The 12745-nt window shown below is 68.5% G+C and carries 12 protein-coding genes; 7 read left to right on the top strand and 5 right to left on the bottom strand.

Translation table 11 applies throughout. The annotated features are described in order from the left end of the window. Positions 1-93 precede the first annotated feature (93 nt). The 3 genes from C9J87_RS12280 (at position 94) to C9J87_RS19670 (ending at position 3878) form a co-directional block, all read left to right on the top strand. Positions 94-2304, top strand: a complete 2211-nt coding sequence (locus C9J87_RS12280; RefSeq protein WP_010833921.1) for an NADP-dependent isocitrate dehydrogenase — start codon at positions 94-96, stop codon at positions 2302-2304. Positions 2305-2417: 113 nt separating this feature from the next. Continuing rightward, a complete protein-coding gene (locus C9J87_RS12275; protein ID WP_036491139.1) occupies positions 2418-3662 on the top strand; it encodes an MFS transporter in 1245 nt (414 codons plus the stop codon). Between the two features lie 45 nt (positions 3663-3707). Further along, on the top strand, positions 3708-3878 hold the full coding sequence (locus C9J87_RS19670) for a hypothetical protein (protein WP_156887232.1): 171 nt from the start codon (positions 3708-3710) through the stop codon (positions 3876-3878). Positions 3879-3932: 54 nt separating this feature from the next. Here C9J87_RS19670 and C9J87_RS12270 read toward each other — a convergent pair whose 3' ends face one another. Together C9J87_RS12270 and trpS are read right to left on the bottom strand one after the other, a co-directional pair. Continuing rightward, positions 3933-5123 (bottom strand): lipase family protein, encoded by a 1191-nt coding sequence (locus C9J87_RS12270; RefSeq protein ID WP_157953183.1) that lies wholly within the window; start codon positions 5121-5123, stop codon positions 3933-3935. 174 nt (positions 5124-5297) lie between these two features. Then, positions 5298-6347 carry a tryptophan--tRNA ligase gene (gene trpS, locus C9J87_RS12265; RefSeq protein ID WP_010833918.1) on the bottom strand — a complete coding sequence of 350 codons (1050 nt, stop codon included), beginning with the start codon at positions 6345-6347 and terminating at the stop codon, positions 5298-5300. A 60-nt stretch (positions 6348-6407) separates the two neighbouring features. On the opposite strand from trpS, the gene C9J87_RS12260 reads away from it, so the two are divergent. From C9J87_RS12260 to C9J87_RS12250, 3 genes are read left to right on the top strand one after another with little or no spacing between them, the layout of a single operon-like run. Beyond that, positions 6408-6929, top strand: a complete 522-nt coding sequence (locus tag C9J87_RS12260; RefSeq protein WP_010833917.1) for a 2'-5' RNA ligase family protein — start codon at positions 6408-6410, stop codon at positions 6927-6929. A gap of 14 nt (positions 6930-6943) precedes the next feature. Beyond that, positions 6944-7996, top strand: a complete 1053-nt coding sequence (locus C9J87_RS12255; RefSeq protein WP_107705657.1) for a YihY/virulence factor BrkB family protein — start codon at positions 6944-6946, stop codon at positions 7994-7996. A gap of 1 nt (position 7997) precedes the next feature. Further along, positions 7998-8219: an SCO4848 family membrane protein gene (locus C9J87_RS12250; RefSeq protein ID WP_036491132.1), complete on the top strand. Its 222-nt coding sequence runs from the start codon at positions 7998-8000 to the stop codon at positions 8217-8219. Between the two features lie 76 nt (positions 8220-8295). On the opposite strand, the gene C9J87_RS12245 is transcribed toward C9J87_RS12250, so the two are convergent. The 3 genes from C9J87_RS12245 to C9J87_RS12235 form a co-directional block, all read right to left on the bottom strand. Continuing rightward, positions 8296-9039, bottom strand: a complete 744-nt coding sequence (locus C9J87_RS12245; protein ID WP_036493272.1) for a succinate dehydrogenase/fumarate reductase iron-sulfur subunit — start codon at positions 9037-9039, stop codon at positions 8296-8298. 14 nt (positions 9040-9053) lie between these two features. Further along, on the bottom strand, positions 9054-11021 hold the full coding sequence (locus C9J87_RS12240; RefSeq protein WP_198652345.1) for a fumarate reductase/succinate dehydrogenase flavoprotein subunit: 1968 nt from the start codon (positions 11019-11021) through the stop codon (positions 9054-9056). Between the two features lie 72 nt (positions 11022-11093). After that, positions 11094-11795: a succinate dehydrogenase cytochrome b subunit gene (locus tag C9J87_RS12235; protein WP_036493269.1), complete on the bottom strand. Its 702-nt coding sequence runs from the start codon at positions 11793-11795 to the stop codon at positions 11094-11096. 154 nt (positions 11796-11949) lie between these two features. On the opposite strand from C9J87_RS12235, the gene C9J87_RS12230 reads away from it, so the two are divergent. Continuing rightward, positions 11950-12744 carry a hypothetical protein gene (locus C9J87_RS12230; protein WP_107705655.1) on the top strand — a complete coding sequence of 265 codons (795 nt, stop codon included), beginning with the start codon at positions 11950-11952 and terminating at the stop codon, positions 12742-12744. Position 12745 lies beyond the last annotated feature (1 nt).

Raw genomic sequence — 12745 nt, 5'->3', positions numbered from 1 at the left:
AGGACTCCGGGTGCGAGGCTAGGCGCACGCGGCGTCAGGTATCTTGACGTCAAGTTAGTTTTCACGCCTCGTCCCAAGGAGCGCCCCGTACCCATGGCCAAGATCATCTACACCCACACCGATGAAGCACCCATGCTGGCGACGTACTCGTTCCTGCCGATCGTCGCGGCCTACGCCCGGACCGCGGGCGTCGAGGTCGAGACCCGCGACATCTCGGTCGCAGCGCGGATCATCAGCCAGTTCCCCGAGCGGCTGACCGAGGACCAGCGCCTCCCCGACGCGCTCGCCGAGCTGGGTGAGCTGGCCACCAAGCCCGAGGCCAACATCATCAAGCTGCCCAACGTGTCCGCCTCCATCCCGCAGCTCAAGGCCGCGATCAAGGAGCTGCAGGACAAGGGCTACGACCTCCCGGACTACCCCGAGAACCCGCAGTCCGACGAGGACAAGGCGACGCGCGCGAAGTACGACAAGGTGAAGGGCTCCGCGGTCAACCCGGTCCTGCGCGAGGGCAACTCCGATCGTCGTGCGCCCGGCGCGGTCAAGAACTACGCCAAGTCGCACCCGCACTCGATGGGTGCCTGGAGCGCCGACTCGCGCACCAACGTCGCGACCATGGACTCCGACGACTTCCGCCACAACGAGAAGTCCGTCGTGATGGCTGCCGACGACACCCTGCGCATCGAGCACACCGCCAAGGACGGCACCGTGACCGTGCTCAAGGACGAGCTCGCAGTGCTCGCCGGTGAGGTCATCGACGCCACCGTGATGCGCGTCGACGCGCTCAACGAGTTCCTCAAGGCGTCGATCGAGCGCGCCAAGGCCGACGACGTCCTCTTCTCGGTGCACCTCAAGGCCACGATGATGAAGGTCTCCGACCCGATCATCTTCGGCCACGTCGTGCGCGCCTTCTTCCCCAAGACCTTCGCGGCGTACGGCGACGCGCTGGCCGGTGCCGGCCTCAGCCCCAACGACGGGCTGGGCGGCATCCTCGGCGGCATCGGCACGCTGGACCAGGCTGACGCGATCAAGGCGTCCTTCGAGGCCGAGCTGGCCGACGGCCCCACGCTGGCCATGGTCGACTCCGACAAGGGCATCACCAACCTGCACGTGCCCTCCGACGTCATCGTCGACGCGAGCATGCCCGCGATGATCCGCACCAGCGGCCACATGTGGGGACCGGACGGCCAGGAGGCCGACACCCTCGCGGTGATCCCGGACTCGTCCTACGCCGGCGTCTTCCAGACCGTGATCGACGACTGCCGCGCCCACGGCGCCTTCGACCCCTCGACCATGGGCTCGGTCTCCAACGTCGGCCTGATGGCGAAGGCGGCCGAGGAGTACGGCTCGCACGACAAGACGTTCGAGGTGACCGCCGACGGCACGATCGCGATCGTGGCGTCCAACGGCGACGAGCTGATCAGCCACGACGTCGAGACCGGTGACATCTGGCGCGCCTGCCAGACCAAGGACGCCTCGATCCAGGACTGGGTCAAGCTCGCCGTGACGCGCGCCCGGGCCACCGGCTCGCCGGCCATCTTCTGGCTGGACGAGACCCGCGCCCACGACGCCAACCTGATCCAGAAGGTCAACGCCTACCTCCCGCAGCACGACACCTCCGGGCTGGACATCACCATCGCCGCCCCGGCCGCCGCGTGCGCGACCTCGATCGAGCGGATCCGTCGCGGCGAGGACACCATCTCGGTGACCGGCAACGTGCTGCGCGACTACAACACCGACCTGTTCCCGATCCTCGAGCTGGGCACCAGCGCCAAGATGCTCTCGATCGTGCCGCTGATGAACGGCGGCGGCCTGTTCGAGACCGGCGCCGGCGGCTCGGCCCCCAAGCACGTCCAGCAGCTCGTCAAGGAGAACTACCTGCGGTGGGACAGCCTCGGCGAGTTCTTCGCCCTGGCGGCCTCGCTCGAGCACCTCGCGGCCTACGACGACAACGCGCGGGCCAAGATCCTCAGCGACACCCTGGACCGCGCGACCGAGACGTTCCTCAACGAGGACCGCTCGCCCGGTCGCAAGCTCGGCACCATCGACAACCGCGGCTCGCACTTCTACCTCGGCCTCTACTGGGCCGAGGAGCTCGCCCAGCAGACCGACGACGCCGAGCTGGCGGCGGCCTTCGCCGCTCTTGCCGGCACGCTGCGCGAGAACGAGGCGAAGATCGTCGAGGAGCTGGTCAGCGTCCAGGGCTCGCCCGCGGACATCGGTGGCTACTACGAGCCCGACGACAAGCTCGCCGACGCGGTCATGCGTCCCAGCACCACCTTCAACGAGGCCCTCGCCTCGCTGTGATCCGAGTGCGCGCCGCGGGTCCGCCCGCGGCGCGCACGGTCACCGTGGGCGGCAGCACGCGTCTGCGGCTCGGGAATTGGTGGTCGGCTCCGCGCCTTGGAGAATGAGTGCAGATGACGACGACTCCCGAGGCCCCAGAGATCGACCACACCCCGGTGGTCCGCGCCCGCCACTTCGGGCTCGCGATCCTGGCGCTGGCCATGGGCGGCTTCGCGATCGGCACCACCGAGTTCGTGACGATGGGGCTGCTGCCGCAGATCGCCCGGGGCGTCGACGTCTCGATCCCCACCGGCGGTCACGTCATCTCGGCCTATGCCCTCGGTGTCGTCGTCGGTGCTCCCGTGCTGGCCTTCCTGGGCGCCCGGCTGCCGCGGCGCGCCCTGCTGGTCGCGCTGATGGTCGCCTTCGCGCTGGGAAACGCCGCCAGCGCCCTCGCCACGTCGTACGGCGCCCTGATGGTCGCCCGCTTCGCCGCCGGCCTGCCCCACGGTGCCTACTTCGGTGTCGCGTCACTGCTGGCGGCCAGCATGGCGAGCCCGGCCCGCAAGGGCCGTGCCGTCGCGGCGGTCATGCTCGGACTGAGCGTGGCCAACGTCCTCGGCGTACCAGCGGCGACGTGGTTGGGACAGAACCTCGGTTGGCGCATCGCCTTCTGGGTCGTCACCGCGCTCGGCGTCATCACGCTGGCGCTGGTGCTGGCGTTCGTGCCCAGCTGTCCCGGCGACGGTGAGGCCAGCGGGCGCCGCGAGCTCGCGGCGTTCCGGCTGCCGCAGGTCTGGCTGACCCTGCTGGCCGGCGCCATCGGCTTCGGCGGCATGTTCGCGGTCTACACCTACATCGCCCCGACCGTCACCGAGGTCGGCGGGCTGGGGGAGTCGGCCGTGCCGGTCTTCCTGCTGTCGTTCGGCCTCGGCATGGTCGGCGGCACGTGGCTGGCGGGGGTGATGGCCGACTGGTCGATCTTCCGGTCGCTGCTGATCGGTGCTGCCGGCATGGGGGCCACGCTGATGCTCTTCTGGCTGACCGCTCCCGGCGGCTGGCTGGCGCTGCCCGTGGTCTTCGCGATCACGGCGCTCGGGTCGGTGCTCGTGGTCAACCTCCAGCTGCGGCTGATGGACGTCGCGGGCGAGGCCCAGACGCTGGGCGCCGCGATGAACCACGCCTCGCTCAACGTCGCCAACGCCCTCGGCGCCTGGCTGGGCGGGCTCGTCATCGCCGCCGGCTGGGGCTACCGCGCGCCGGCGCTCGTCGGTGTCGCGCTGAGCATCGGCGGCTTCGTCGTGCTGGTGCTCTCGGTCGCCGTGCACCGGCGTCACCGGATCGCAACCGTGCCGGCGTCCGAACTTACGAAGGCGTAACGCTGCGTCCATCGGTCGTTCGCACGCGTCGCGCACGCTGGGGCCATGAACGAGTACTCGTCCTCCGAGATCCCCGAAGCCGAGCTCGACCGCCGTCGTGCACTGCGCGATCGGCGTACGCACGACCTGGTGGAGCTGATCGCCCGTCGCCGTGAGCTGGCCGGCGTCAACCCATGGGCGGACCAGCTGATCGAGGGCGTGGCCTGGACCGCGTGAACGGTCCGGACCACGCCCTCGGCGCTGCTCGGTCAGTGCTGGGTCAGCGCTGGGTCACAGGGTCCAGCAGTTGCTCCACTGCGGCAGGCCCGCGAAGCGGCCCTCGAAGAACATCGCGGCCTCCGTGCCGAACGGCAGGTAGCCGCCGATGTGCGTCGGCAGGATGTTGGCCGAGAACCGGACGTTGGCGCCCTGGTCGCACCACGACGCGGCCATGTTCCTGCCGTTGGCGAAGGGGATGACGTCGTCGAGCCTCGAGTGGCTGACGAGCACGGGCACCGTGGGCTTGATGGTGCCGATCCGCTGGTCCTCGATCATGCGGGCGAACTGCGGCAGCCCGATCAGGTCGGACATGCCCTTGCCGTTGTGACTGAGCGTCTCCGACTTCACGAACGAGTGGCCGAACAGGTCGAAGACGCAGTCCTGCTCGACGGTCTGCATCGTCTTGACGCCCTCGGCGTTGAGGTAGGGCAGCAGGTCGACGCCGTAGCTGGCGGAGAGACCGCGCAGCGCGAAGAAGGCGAAGGCCGAGTAGAGGCCGCCGTCGAGGTGCTCGGCGACCGACTTGAGGTCGGCGGGGACGGCGCCGACCGCCGCGCCCTTGACGCGGAGCTCAGGGGCGTACGTCGACGCCAGCTCGACGGCAGCGGCGGCCGCGCCGCCACCTTGCGAATAGCCCTCGATGCCGACGGGGCTGGTTGAGGAGAGTCCGGTGCCCGAGATCCGCTGGGCGGCCCGGACGACGTCGAGGACGGCCCGGCCCTGCGAGACGCGGTCCATGTAGGTGTGGATGCCGGCGGTGCCGAGACCCTCGTAGTCGGTCACGGCCACGGCGTAGCCCCGGTTGAGCAGGGCCTGGATGCCGGCCGCTTCGTACTCGAGGCCCTCGCTGTACTGGCGAGACGGGGCGCACTTGTCACCCATGCCCTGGGTGCCGGCGGCGTAGCCGATCACCGGGCGCGAGCCGAAGCCGATCCAGCTGGCCTTGGGGACGAGGACGACGCCGGACACGGCGATCGCCTTGCCGGCGCGGTTGGTGGTCTTGTAGAGCACCCGCTTGGCATTGGTGACCAGGCTGGTGGCGTCGGCGGGGTCGAGCAGGAAGCTCATGGGCTCCGTGCGGATCACCGCGCCGTTGGTCGCCGGCAGCGTGGCAGGCGCCTCGTAGAACGCCGGACGCGGCGGCTCCTCGACGACGGCGTTGGCCACCGTCGGTGCGGAGACGACCACGACGGCGGACGCCATGAGTGTGGTGATGGACGCAACCAGTGTGCGTGCGCGCTTCATTCTTGTGTGCCCTCCCAAGCAACATCCCCCGATGTCGGTCCTCCCGACCACGGGTGATGTTACTCACGAGTTAACGCACAGCGCCATACTGATGAACAAATTTCTACGCAAGCGTAAGTTTGTCCGGACCGCTCAGGTGTAGACCATGCCCATCCGCTCGCGGACCTCCGCGAGGGTCGCCTCTGCCACCTCGTTGGCGCGCGCGTTGCCGGCACGCAGGATGTCGGCGACGTACGACGAGTCGCCCTCGAGCTCCTGCCGGCGGGCGCGCAACGGCGCGAGCTCGGTGTTGATCGCGTCGGTGAGCCGCTTCTTCAGGGCACCACCGCCGCCGTCGCCGATCTCGTCGGCGACCAGCTCCGGCTCGACGCCCTCGCACAGGGAGATGAGCAGGAGCAGGTTGGCGACCTCGGGCCGGGTCTCCGGCTCGTAGGTGATGACGCGGTCACTGTCGGTCTTGGCGCCCTTGAGCTTCTTGGCCGTCTCGTCGGCGGTCATCCGAAGCTCGATGACGTTGCCCTTGGACTTGCTCATCTTGGTGCCGTCGAGGCCGAGGATCAGGGTCGCCTCCGACAGCAGGGCGTCGGGCTCGGGGAAGGTGGCGCCGTAGCGCTCGTTGAAGCGGCGGGCCACGACGCGGGTCTGCTCGAGGTGGGGCAGCTGGTCGCGACCGACCGGCACGACGTTGGCCTTGCAGAAGAGGATGTCGGCGGCCTGGTGGACGGGGTAGGTGAGCAGCAGCCCGCCGATGCTGGTGATGCCGGCGGTCTTGGCCTCGTCCTTGACCGTGGGGTTGCGCTGCAGCTCGGCCACGCTCACCAGGCTCAGGAAGGGCAGCATCAGCTGGTTGAGCGCCGGGACGGCCGAGTGCGTGAAGATCGTGGCGCGCTCGGGATCGAGGCCGGCGGCGATGTTGTCGAGCGTGAGGCTGTGCACGCTGCCCCGGATGTCGCCGAGCATCTCGCGGTCGGTGATGACCTGGTAGTCGGCGATCAGCTGCCAGATCTCGGCGCCGCTCTGCTGGAGCTTGACGCGGTTGCGGATGGATCCGAAGTAGTGGCCGATGTGCAGGGAGCCGGTCGGGCGGTCACCCGTCAGCATCCGCAAGCTCGCGGGATTCTCCTCCAGTCGCTTCTCGATCGCGGCGCTGCGCGCCAGGGCTGCCTGATAGGAGTCGCTCACGAACAGGGATCCTACAAACCGCCTGCCGGACACCGCGACCCAGTTCGGTAGGGTCTCGGCGTGCCGACCATCGGAGTTGCCGTTGCGATTCCGGAGCCCTGGGCCACGGAGCTCCAGGACTACCGGACCTCCGTCGGCGACCTCACGGCCACCCAGATCCCCACGCACATCACGTTGATCCCTCCGGTGGAGGTCTCCGCGGACGACCTGCCGGGCGTCGAGGCCCACCTGGCGGCCGTTGCGGGCTCCGTGGACGCCTTCCGGATCCACCTGCGCGGCACCGGCACCTTCCGCCCCGTGTCGCCGGTCGTCTTCGTCTCCGTGGTCGAGGGGATCTCCCAGTGCGAGCAGCTCGCGCTCGCCGTACGCCGCGGACCGCTGGCCGTCGAGCTGGCCTTCCCCTACCACCCGCACGTGACCGTCGCCCACCACCTCGCCGACGCCCAGCTCGACCGCGCGTTCGCCGAGCTGGCCGACTTCGAGTGCGAGTTCGCGGCCGACCACTTCGCCCTCTACGTCCACGACGACGGCGCCGGCTGGCAGCCCACCCGCGAGTTCGCGCTGCTCGCCACCACCGCCTGATCTCGGGAGTCCCCATGTCGTTCATCGACACCACGAAGCAGCGCCTCGCCGTCATCCGCGAGCGGCGCCCCCTCATCGACCACGTCGTCCGCACCGTCGAGCACTACGGCGACGTCAACGGCAGTGCGCTCGCGGCCGCCGTCACCTACTTCGCGTTCCTGTCGTTCTTCCCGATCCTCGCGGTCGCGTTCGCCGTGATCGGCTTCGTGTCCAAGGCCTACGAGAAGGCCGACGACGACCTGATCGAGGCGCTCGGGCAGGTGCTGCCGGGGATCGTGGGCGGCAAGGACGGTCTGCAGCTCTCGACCTTCCAGGACAACGCGCCGGGCATCTTGAGCATCGGTCTCGTGCTCGCGCTCTACTCCGGCCTCGGGTGGCTCTCGGGCATGCGTACGGCGCTGATCGCGGTCTTCGAGGAGCCGGAGCGCGAGCGCCCCAACTTCGTCCTCGGCAAGGTCCGCGACGTGCTCGGCCTGCTGACCCTGGGTTCGGTGCTGGTGCTCAGCGTCGCCGTGTCCGGTGTCGTCACCAAGTTCGCCGAACCCATCCTCGACTTCCTCGGCCTCGGCGCCGGTGCCGAGCCGCTGCTGTGGCTGCTGGCCCTCGCGCTCGGGCTGGCCGCGAGCACCCTGCTGTTCTTCGCCTTCTTCAAGGTGCTCGCGCGGCCCAACGTCCCCAACGGGTCCCTGTGGTCGGGTGCGCTGCTCGGGGCGATCGCCTTCGAGCTGCTCAAGCAGCTCTCGACGTTCCTGCTCCAGGCGACCAAGGAGCAGCCGGCCGTGCAGGCGTTCGGGATCGCGCTCGTCCTCGTCGTGTGGATCAACTACTTCTCGCGGGTCGTGATGTACGCCGCCGCGTGGGCGCACACGTCAGCGGACGCCCGCGCTGCGCGGGCCTCGGTGCAGGCCGCCGACGGTGTCGTCCAGGGCCCGCCCATCGACCTCCCTGCGGCCGCGCGCGTGGCCGCACAGCCTGCTCCTGCCGCAGGGCTGGCCAAGGGCTCCTTTGCCGCAGGCGCGGGCGTGATGCTCGCGCTGGTCGCCGTACTCCGACGAAAGAAGCACTGACATGCAGATGCAGCGCAAGCACGGCCTGTTCCTCCTCGGCCTCGCCGCGTGGAACTTCCTCACCTGGGGCATGTTCACCAAGAACCTGTACGCCGCCCACGCCGCCGGCGAGGACCGCCCGGCCGGCTACTGGATCGCCCACACCGTGCTGATCGTGGTCAACCTGGTCCTCGGGGGCGTGTTCGCCGCCTGGGGTGCGAAGGTGCTGCGCTCGCGCGACTGAGCGGGCAGGACAACGAAACAGCGGTATCCACCAGCCACCAGGTGGCTGTGGGATACCGCTGTCTCGACGTTGGAGCTCAGAAACCGTGCTTGAGCGCGGTGCGCAGGTCCTTGTTGAGCTGCGAGATCACGTCGAGCGGGATCTCCTTGGGGCAGGCGGCGGTGCACTCACCGATGTTGGTGCAGCCACCGAAGCCCTCGTGGTCGTGCTGGGCGACCATGTTGACGACGCGGGAGTCGCGCTCGGGCTGGCCCTGCGGGAGCTCGCCGAGGTGGGTGATCTTGGCACCCATGAACAGCGACGCGGAGCCGTTGGGGCAGGCCGCGACGCAGGCGCCGCAACCGATGCAGGTGGCCACGCTGAAGGCGCGCATGGCGTCGTCGCGGGGGACCGGCACGGAGTGGGCCTCGGGAGCCGAACCCGTGTTGACCGAGATGTAGCCACCCTGCTGGATGATCCGGTCGAACGAGCTGCGGTCGACGACGAGGTCCTTGATCACCGGGAAGGCGGTGGCACGCCACGGCTCGATGGTGATGGTCTCGCCGTCGGTGAAGGAGCGCATGTGCAGCTGGCAGGTGGTGGTGACCTCGGGACCGTGCGCGTCACCGTTGATCATCAGGCCACACATGCCGCAGATGCCCTCGCGACAGTCGGAGTCGAACGCGATCGGGTCCTCGCCCTTGGCGTTGAGGTCCTCGTTGAGCACGTCGAGCATCTCCAGGAACGACATGTCCGGGGACACGTCGGTGACCTGGTAGGTGTGCATCGCGCCGGCCGAGACGGCATCGGGCTGACGCCAGATCTTGAGCGTCAGGCTCATGTTGCTGTTGCTGCTCACTTGTAGCTCCGCTGCTTCATCTCGATGGCTGTGTAGGTGAGTTCTTCCTTGTGCAGGACTGGCGGCTCACCGTCACCGGCGAACTCCCATGCTGCGACGTACGCGAACAGGTCGTCGTGGCGCAGGGCCTCGCCGTCCTCGGTCTGCGACTCGCCACGGAAGTGGCCACCGCAGGACTCGCGGCGGTTGAGGGCGTCGATGCACATCAGCTCGCCGAGCTCGATGAAGTCGGCGACCCGGCCGGCCTTCTCGAGCGACTGGTTGAGCGACTCGTTGGTGCCGAGCACCTTGACGTTGCGCCAGAAGTCGTCCTTGAGCGTGCGGATGAGGTCGATGGCCTTCTTCAGGCCGTCCTCGGTCCGCTCCATGCCGCAGTACTCCCACATGATGTTGCCGAGCTCGCGGTGGTAGGAGTCGACGCTGCGGGTGCCGTTGACGTTGAGGAAGTGGTTGATCCGCTCCTCGACCGACGTGCGCGCCTCGACGACGGCCGGGTGCGACTCGTCGACCTTCTCGAACGGGCCGTCCGCGAGGTAGTCGCGGATGGTGTGCGGCAGCACGAAGTAGCCGTCGGCCAGGCCCTGCATCAGCGCCGAGGCGCCGAGGCGGTTGGCGCCGTGGTCGGAGAAGTTGGCCTCACCGGTCACGAACAGGCCCGGGATGGTCGACATCAGGTCGTAGTCGACCCAGACGCCGCCCATGACGTAGTGCACGGCGGGGTAGATGCGCATCGGCACCTCGTAGGGGTTCTCACCCGTGATCCGCTCGTACATGTCGAGGAGGTTGTCGTACTTCTCCTCGATGCCGTCCTTGCCGAGGCGCTCGATGGCGGCTGCGAAGTCGAGGTAGACACCGCGGGCGACGCCGTCGACCTTCGGGCCGACACCGCGGCCCTCGTCGCAGACGTACTTGGCCGCACGCGACGCGATGTCGCGGGGGACCAGGTTGCCGAAGGAGGGGTAGATCCGCTCGAGGTAGTAGTCGCGGTCCTCCTCGGGGATGTCGCGCGGGTCCTTCTCGCAGTCGGCCGCGTTCTTCGGCACCCAGATCCGGCCGTCGTTGCGAAGCGACTCGCTCATCAGCGTCAGCTTGGACTGGTGCGAGCCCGAGACCGGGATGCAGGTCGGGTGGATCTGCGTGTAGCAGGGGTTGGCGAAGTAGGCGCCCTTGCGGTGCGCACGCCACGCGGCGGTGACGTTGCAGCCCATTGCGTTGGTCGAGAGGTAGAAGACGTTGCCGTAGCCACCGCTGGCGAGGACGACGACGTCGGCCAGATGGGTCTCGATCGCGCCGGTGACCATGTCGCGCGCGATGATGCCGCGGGCCTTGTCGTCGACGACGATCAGCTCGAGCATCTCGTGCCGGGTGAAGGTCTCGACGGTGCCGGCGGCGACCTGGCGCTCGAGCGCCTGGTAGGCGCCGATCAGCAGCTGCTGGCCGGTCTGGCCACGGGCGTAGAACGTCCGCGACACCTGGACGCCGCCGAACGAGCGGTTGTCCAGCAGGCCGCCGTACTCCCGGGCGAACGGGACGCCCTGGGCGACGCACTGGTCGATGATGTTGGTGCTGACCTCGGCCAGGCGGTAGACGTTCGACTCGCGCGAGCGGTAGTCGCCACCCTTGACGGTGTCGTAGAAGAGGCGGTGGACGGAGTCGCCGTCCTCCTTGTAGTTCTTCGCCGCGTTGATGCCGCCCTGGGCGGCGATCGAGTGGGCGCGACGCGGCGAGTCCTGGTAGCAGAAGGACTTCACGTTGTAGCCGGCCTCGCCGAGCGTGGCCGCCGCGGAGGCACCGGCCAGGCCGGTGCCGACGATGATGATGTTGAGCTTGCGGCGGTTGGACGGGTTGACCAGCCGGGCCTCGAACTTGCGGTCCTGCCAGCGGTCCGCGATCGGGCCCGTCGGTGCCTTGGCGTCGACGATCGGCTCACCGGGGCTGTAGTAGCCCGCGGCGTCGTCGGTCATCTCGGCCGGGGTGTCCTGGGAGGGATCGGCCGTCGTGGTGGTGTCCGGCATTTCGTAGTTCATTGAGATCCCTTACTTCGAGATGACGCCGGCGAGGACGAAGATCGGCACCAGCGAGAAGCCGACCGAGATGATCAGCGCAGTCACGAACGCGATCTTCTTCCAGGTGGCGCGGGCCTTGGCGTTGCCCGTCAGGCCGAGCGTCTGCGCGGCACTCCAGACACCGTGGTGCAGGTGCGCGCCGAGCGCGGCCATCGCGACGAGGTAGATCACCGTCAGCCACCACGTGTCGAACGTGTCGACCAGGAGGTTGTAGGGGTCGTTGGTCGGGCCGCCGGAGACGTTGACCTTCCCGATGGTGAAGTTGAGGAGGTGCCAGATGATGAACAGCAGCAGCGTGACGCCGCCCCAGCGCATCAGCCGGCTCGCGAACGTCGCCCCGGTGTGCTTCTTCACGGCGTACGGCGTGGTGCGCGCGCGCTGGGCACGACGCCACAGCGCGACGGCGGCATACACGTGCACGATGAGTGCACCGAGCAGCGTCACTCGGATGATCCAGAGCAACCCCTCGTGGGGCAGCATTGGCTCACCGAAGGTGCGCAGGTGGTGGGCGTACTCGTTGAAGGCATCATGGCCGGCGAAGGCCTTGAGATTTCCGTACATGTGCATCAGCACGAAGCCGATGAAGATGAGGCCGGAAATCGCCATCAGGAGCTTGAGCGCGATGGTCGAGCGCGATGCACGCGCCCCTTTGACCAGAGACGTGGTTGACACGAGCAGCACCGTACCGCGCTCGGGACCGTGCAAAAGGCGCGGGCCGTGTGACATATGTCCGGTTACCGGCCGGTCCGTGTGGCGCGCCCCCTTCCCCTGACGTGTGACAGCCGTCATAGTCGGAGCCGTTGTCCACCACGGAGGAGTAGCAGCTGTGGCATCCACCGATACCGGAGTGACAGGACCCACGCGGGCCAGCATCGAGGCGCGCACCCTGCGAACGGATCGGTGGTGGGTCGCGCCGCTGCTGACGTTCGTGGTGTTCTCGGCCTTCGTCGTCTACGCGACGATCCGCGCCTTCATGGGTCGCGACTACTACTCCTCGCCCTACCTCTCGCCGTTCTACTCGCCCTGCCTGGGCGACTGCGTCGAGGGCGCCTCGGACTTCGGGCAGCCGTTCAAGGGCTTCCCGTTCTCCGCGGCGCTGATCATCTTGATCTTCCCGCTGGGCTTCCGGATGACCTGCTACTACTACCGCAAGGCCTACTACCGCGCCTTCTGGCTCTCGCCGCCCGCGTGCGCCGTCGCGGAGCCGCACCAGGCCTACTCCGGTGAGTCGCGCTTCCCGCTGATCCTGCAGAACCTGCACCGCTGGTTCTGGTACGCCGCTGTGCTGGTCGCCCTGATCTTGAGCTTCGACGTCGTGCTGGCGTTCCGCAATGCCGAGCACGAGTGGGGCCACATGGGGCTGGGCACGCTCCTGATGTTGATCAACGTCGTCCTCATCTGGCTCTACACGCTCTCGTGCCACTCGTGCCGGCACACCGTGGGTGGACGGCTCCGGCACTTCTCCAAGCACCCGGTGCGCTACAAGCTGTGGACCTGGGTCTCGAAGCTGAACGTCCACCACGCGAAGTACGCGTGGTACTCCCTGTTCTCCGTCGCCCTGGTCGACCTCTACATCTGGTTGCTGGCGATGGGCACCTTCGACGACCCGAGGTTCTTCTGAC

The organism is Nocardioides allogilvus (assembly GCF_003047285.1).
GTDB lineage: Bacteria > Actinomycetota > Actinomycetes > Propionibacteriales > Nocardioidaceae > Nocardioides > Nocardioides allogilvus.
This window is presented reverse-complemented; position numbering and strand designations above follow the sequence as displayed.

Excerpts from the sequence above, each read along its gene's own strand:
- C9J87_RS12280 (WP_010833921.1), top strand. The coding sequence starts at position 94 with ATGGCCAAGATCATCTACACCCACACCGATGAAGCACCCATGCTGGCG.
- C9J87_RS12275 (WP_036491139.1), top strand. The coding sequence starts at position 2,418 with ATGACGACGACTCCCGAGGCCCCAGAGATCGACCACACCCCGGTGGTC.
- C9J87_RS19670 (WP_156887232.1), top strand. The coding sequence starts at position 3,708 with ATGAACGAGTACTCGTCCTCCGAGATCCCCGAAGCCGAGCTCGACCGC.
- C9J87_RS12270 (WP_157953183.1), bottom strand. The coding sequence starts at position 5,123 with ATGGCGTCCGCCGTCGTGGTCGTCTCCGCACCGACGGTGGCCAACGCC.
- C9J87_RS12255 (WP_107705657.1), top strand. The coding sequence starts at position 6,944 with ATGTCGTTCATCGACACCACGAAGCAGCGCCTCGCCGTCATCCGCGAG.
- C9J87_RS12250 (WP_036491132.1), top strand. The coding sequence starts at position 7,998 with ATGCAGATGCAGCGCAAGCACGGCCTGTTCCTCCTCGGCCTCGCCGCG.
- C9J87_RS12245 (WP_036493272.1), bottom strand. The coding sequence starts at position 9,039 with ATGAGCCTGACGCTCAAGATCTGGCGTCAGCCCGATGCCGTCTCGGCC.
- C9J87_RS12240 (WP_198652345.1), bottom strand. The coding sequence starts at position 11,021 with ATGACCGACGACGCCGCGGGCTACTACAGCCCCGGTGAGCCGATCGTC.